Origin of the sequence: Streptomyces sp. rh34 (assembly GCF_002551245.1) — a bacterium.
Taxonomy (GTDB): Bacteria; Actinomycetota; Actinomycetes; order Streptomycetales; family Streptomycetaceae; genus Streptomyces.
This window is the reverse complement of record NZ_NTGZ01000414.1, coordinates 1-3,942: the sequence shown is the minus strand read 5'-3', so window position 1 is coordinate 3,942 and position 3,942 is coordinate 1. Positions and strand designations below refer to the sequence as shown.

The window sequence follows — 3,942 nt, the reverse complement described above, 5'->3', positions numbered from 1 at the left end:
AGCCCGCCCTGACCGACCGCACGCTGGCCAGGGCCCGGCTGCCACGGCACCGGAGGCCGGCCGCGGCGGCGGCGTGAGCCTCGCTCCCGCCCCAGGGGACTACGTGCGCTTGGGCGGCTTCCGGCCCTCGGGCATCAGACGGGAACCGGTGATCCGCTCACCGACTATGTCGTCGGGGTTGGACAGCACACAGGTCTCCAGCGACAGACAGCCACACCCGATGCAGTCGGTCAGATGGTCGCGCAAGCGGTGCAACTGTCCGATGCGCTCGTCCAGTTCCTTGCGCCAGACGCCGGAGAGGCGGGCCCAGTCCTCGCGGTTCGGCGTGCGCTCCTCGGGCAGTTCGGCGAGCGCCTCCCGGATCGTGACCAGGGGGATGCCGACGCGTTGGGCCGCCCGGACGAAGGCGACCCGGCGCAGGGCGTCCCGCGAGTAGCGGCGCTGGTTGCCGCTGGTGCGGGTGGAGCTGATCAGGCCTTTGGACTCGTAGAAGTGCAGGGCCGAGACGGCCGCGCCGCTCCGGGCCGCGAGCTGGCCGACCGAGAGTTCGTGGAGTGTCTGTGGAATCTGGGGCACCCCTCGAATCTACTGCCATGTCGTTGACAGGAACGCCTCCGCCCAACGATGCTGAGCAAGCGCTTAGACATCGCGCCTGATGGTGCGCCGAGCCGGAAGGCAGGAACCGGGAACATGGCAGAGCCGAGGATCTTCACGTCCGCACAGGAGCTGCGGGACGGGGTGGGCGAGCAGCTGGGACACAGCGACTGGCTGGAGATCGAGCAGGAGAGGGTCGACCGGTTCGCCGAGGCGACCGGCGACCACCAGTGGATCCACGTGGACCCGGAGCGGGCGAAGGACGGGCCGTTCGGCACGACCATCGCGCACGGCTATCTGACGCTCTCGCTGCTGCCCGCGCTGGTACCGCAGGTGATGCGGGTCGAGGGCATGAAGATGGGCATCAACTACGGGACCAACAAGGTCCGTTTCCCCTCGACCGTCCCGGTCGGCTCGCGGCTGCGGGCGACGGCGGTGCTGCGCGGCGTCGAGGAGACGGGCGGCGGCGTACAGGTCACGGCGGTCGTCACGGTCGAGCGCGAGGGCAGCGAGAAGCCGGCCTGTGTCGCCGAGTCGGTGTCCCGCTACTACTTCTGAAGCTGCCGGGCGCCGACCATCCGCAGGACGAGGCCGGCGTACAGTTCGCCGACCTCGTCGGGGGTACGGCTGCCCTGGGCGTTGAACCAGCGGGCGACGTCGATACAGAGGGACAGCACCGCGAGCGCGGTGCCGGGGACGTCGGGGACGTCGAACTCGCCGTCCCGCACCCCTTCGCCGATGATCCGGCGCACCACCGCGTCGCTCCTGCGCCGCAGCGCGACGATCTCGGTGCGGTGCTCCTCGCCGAGGGCGTCGAGCTCGTACTGCACGACCCGGGCGGTGGTATGCCGCTCCGCGTGCCAGCGGACGAAGGAGCGGACGGCCCCGGCGAGCCGTTCGGCGGCCGTACCGTCCCGGTCCGCCTCGGTGGCGAGGACACACAGGGCCCGCTCGTGGCCGATCTTGCTGATCCGGTGGAGCAGCTCTTCCTTGGTCTTGAAGTGGATGTAGAGCGCCGCCGGGCTCATCCCGGCCCGGCCGGCGATGTCACGGGTGGTGGTCGCGTGGTACCCGCGCTCGGCGAAGGCGTCCACGGCGGCGACGAGGAGCCGCCTGGCAGCCTCGGGAGTGACCTCGCCCCACGGCGCGTCCTCGCCGCTCGTCTCCTCCGCCGCACACATCGCCCAGGACCCCTCTCCGTCAGCAGAACGAACACCATACCCCGAACCTGAGCAAGCGCTTAGGGATGGCCCTGCCGATCGTGCCGCCTCAGAGCTTCTGGAAGGGGTCGTGCTCGGCGAGGATCTTCTCCAGCCGGGCCTGGTCCACCCGGCTGACGATCTGCCCGGCCTCCTGACGGTCCCTGATCACCTTGGCGAGCGTGAAGCAGGACGTGACGAGGTAGAGCACGCCGATGGCGAGGAAGCCGCGCACCCAGGCGTCGGCGTCGAGGAAGAAGATACCGAAGGCGACCGCGCCGATCGCCACCATGAAGGAGGCGACGGCCTGCAGGTAGAAGGCGGCGGTGCTCTGCTGCTTGACCGATGTCGTGTCACTCATGGGTTCAGCATCCGCCGGCGTGGTGCACGCCACATCCGTGTCCGTACTCAGGCCGGTACTCAGACACCCGTACGAGCCCGCGTGCCGGTCAGAAGGCGGAGACGCCGGTCAGCGCGCGGCCGATGATCAGCTTCTGGATCTGGCTCGTGCCCTCGTAGAGCGTCATCACGCGGGCGTCCCGCAGCAGCTTGCCGACCGGGTACTCGTCGATGTAGCCGTAGCCGCCGAAGACCTGGAGGGCGTTGTTGGCGCAGCGGACGGCGGCCTCGGACGCGTACAGCTTGGCCTTGGACGCGGCGGTGGCGAATTCCTGGCCCCGGTCGATCAGGTCGGCGACCCGCCAGGTCAGCAGCCGGGCGGCGTCCACGTCGACGGCGATGTCGCTGAGCAGCTCCTGGACGAGCTGGTGGCGGGCGATGGCCTTGCCGAACTGTTCGCGCTCGCCGGCGTAGCGCACGGCCGCGTCCAGGGCGGCCTGCGCGATGCCCACACAGCCCGCCGCGACGGACATCCGCCCCTTGGCCAGGGCGGACATGGCGATGGAGAAGCCCTTGCCCTCCGGCCCGAGGAGGGCCCCGGCCGGTATCCGGACGTCCTGGAGGACCAGTTCGGCGGTGGCCTGGCCGCGCAGGCCGAGCTTGCCGTGGATGGTGCGGCGGGTGAGGCCGGGGGTGTCGGTGGGGACGAGGAAGGCGGAGACGCCCCGGTGGCCGGGGGCGTCGTTCGTCCGCGCGAAGAGCAGCACGACATCGGCCCAGGTTCCGTTGGTGATGAACATCTTGGTGCCGTTGACGACGTAGTCACCGCCGTCGCGCACGGCCCTGGTGGCGAGGTTCCCGGCGTCCGATCCGGTGCCGGGCTCGGTGAGGCCGAAGCAGCCGATCGCCTCACCCGCCGTCAGCCGGGGCAGCCACCGCCGCTTCTGCTCCTCGCTCCCCCAGGACACGATGGTCTTGGCCACGAGGCCGAGCGATACGGAGACGATCCCGCGCACCGAGGAGTCGCCGCGCCCCAGCTCCTCGGTGACCAGGCAGTAGGACAGGTGGTCGCCGCCCGAGCCGCCGTACTCCTCGGGGACGGTCAGACCGAGGAAACCGAGATCCCCGAGCTTCTTCACAATCGACTTGTCGACGTTCTCTGCGCGGTCCCACGCGACGACATGGGGGGCGACCTCGCGGGCGACGAAGTCCTCGGCCAGCCTGCGGACAGCTTCCTGCTCCTCGCTGAGCGTCAGGTCCATCGTGCCCACCCACCGTCTCTCACGAGCGCCGCTCGGGCACTCATTAATTAGCACTGCTAGTTTCTGGTTCGCAGGCCCTACTATGAGCCGCATGGCCCGACCGCGCAAGCCCCTCCTCAGCAGAGACCGCATCGTCGGGGCGGCGAGCGCGCTCGTGGACTCCGAAGGGCTCGACGCCGTCTCCACGCGCCGCCTGGCGGCCGTCCTGGGGGTGAGCGGACCCTCGCTCTACAACCACTTCCGCAACAAGGAGGAGATCCTCGACGCCGTCGCCGACGCGGTCTCCGTGCAGGTCGATCTGTCGATGTTCGAGGAGTCGGACCCGCGCGACTGGCGCGAGGCCCTGCACGACTGGGCGCTGTCCTACCGGGCCGCCCTCGCCGCGCACCCGCACATCGTCCCGGTCCTCGCCCGGGGCCCCGGGCGCCGCCCGGCGGGGCTGCGGGTCGCCGACGCGGTGTTCGGGGCGATGACCGGCGCGGGCTGGCCGCCCGCGCAGGCCACCCGGATCGGGGCCCTGATGCGCTACTTCATCACCGGTTCCGCGT

6 protein-coding genes are annotated in these 3,942 nt (G+C 70.6%); 2 read left to right on the top strand and 4 right to left on the bottom strand.

All coding sequences use genetic code 11. The features are described from left to right. Nucleotides 1–99: 99 nt before the first annotated feature. Nucleotides 100–576 (bottom strand): redox-sensitive transcriptional activator SoxR, encoded by a 477-nt coding sequence (gene soxR, locus CR470_RS36395; protein WP_097871909.1) that lies wholly within the window; start codon nucleotides 574–576, stop codon nucleotides 100–102. A gap of 114 nt (nucleotides 577–690) precedes the next feature. Here soxR and CR470_RS36390 point away from each other — a divergent pair, with 114 nt between their 5' ends. After that, entirely contained in the window at nucleotides 691–1,152 is a 462-nt protein-coding gene (locus tag CR470_RS36390; RefSeq protein ID WP_097871907.1) for a MaoC family dehydratase, read from the top strand. Here CR470_RS36390 and CR470_RS36385 read toward each other — a convergent pair. The 3 genes from CR470_RS36385 to CR470_RS36375 all read right to left on the bottom strand — a co-directional run bounded on the left by CR470_RS36385 (nucleotide 1,143) and on the right by CR470_RS36375 (nucleotide 3,394). Next, entirely contained in the window at nucleotides 1,143–1,775 is a 633-nt protein-coding gene (locus CR470_RS36385) for a TetR/AcrR family transcriptional regulator (RefSeq protein WP_097871904.1), read from the bottom strand. The genes CR470_RS36390 and CR470_RS36385 overlap by 10 nt on opposite strands. An 88-nt stretch (nucleotides 1,776–1,863) precedes the next feature. Beyond that, on the bottom strand, nucleotides 1,864–2,154 hold the full coding sequence (locus tag CR470_RS36380) for a YiaA/YiaB family inner membrane protein (RefSeq protein ID WP_069754201.1): 291 nt from the start codon (nucleotides 2,152–2,154) through the stop codon (nucleotides 1,864–1,866). A gap of 88 nt (nucleotides 2,155–2,242) precedes the next feature. Then, the gene (locus tag CR470_RS36375; RefSeq protein ID WP_097871911.1) at nucleotides 2,243–3,394 is read right to left on the bottom strand and encodes an acyl-CoA dehydrogenase family protein; all 1,152 of its coding nucleotides are present in this window, start codon (nucleotides 3,392–3,394) and stop codon (nucleotides 2,243–2,245) included. Between the two features lie 91 nt (nucleotides 3,395–3,485). Between CR470_RS36375 and CR470_RS36370 the strand changes: the two genes are divergently transcribed. Then, nucleotides 3,486–3,942, top strand: a 457-nt coding sequence (locus CR470_RS36370) for a TetR/AcrR family transcriptional regulator (RefSeq protein ID WP_097871902.1), incomplete at its 3' end; no start/stop codon positions are given.

Bases quoted from the DNA above. Each gene is read 5' to 3' on its own strand.
- CR470_RS36375 (WP_097871911.1), bottom strand. From the start codon at position 3,394: ATGGACCTGACGCTCAGCGAGGAGCAGGAAGCTGTCCGCAGGCTGGCC.
- CR470_RS36380 (WP_069754201.1), bottom strand. From the start codon at position 2,154: ATGAGTGACACGACATCGGTCAAGCAGCAGAGCACCGCCGCCTTCTAC.
- CR470_RS36385 (WP_097871904.1), bottom strand. From the start codon at position 1,775: ATGTGTGCGGCGGAGGAGACGAGCGGCGAGGACGCGCCGTGGGGCGAG.
- CR470_RS36390 (WP_097871907.1), top strand. From the start codon at position 691: ATGGCAGAGCCGAGGATCTTCACGTCCGCACAGGAGCTGCGGGACGGG.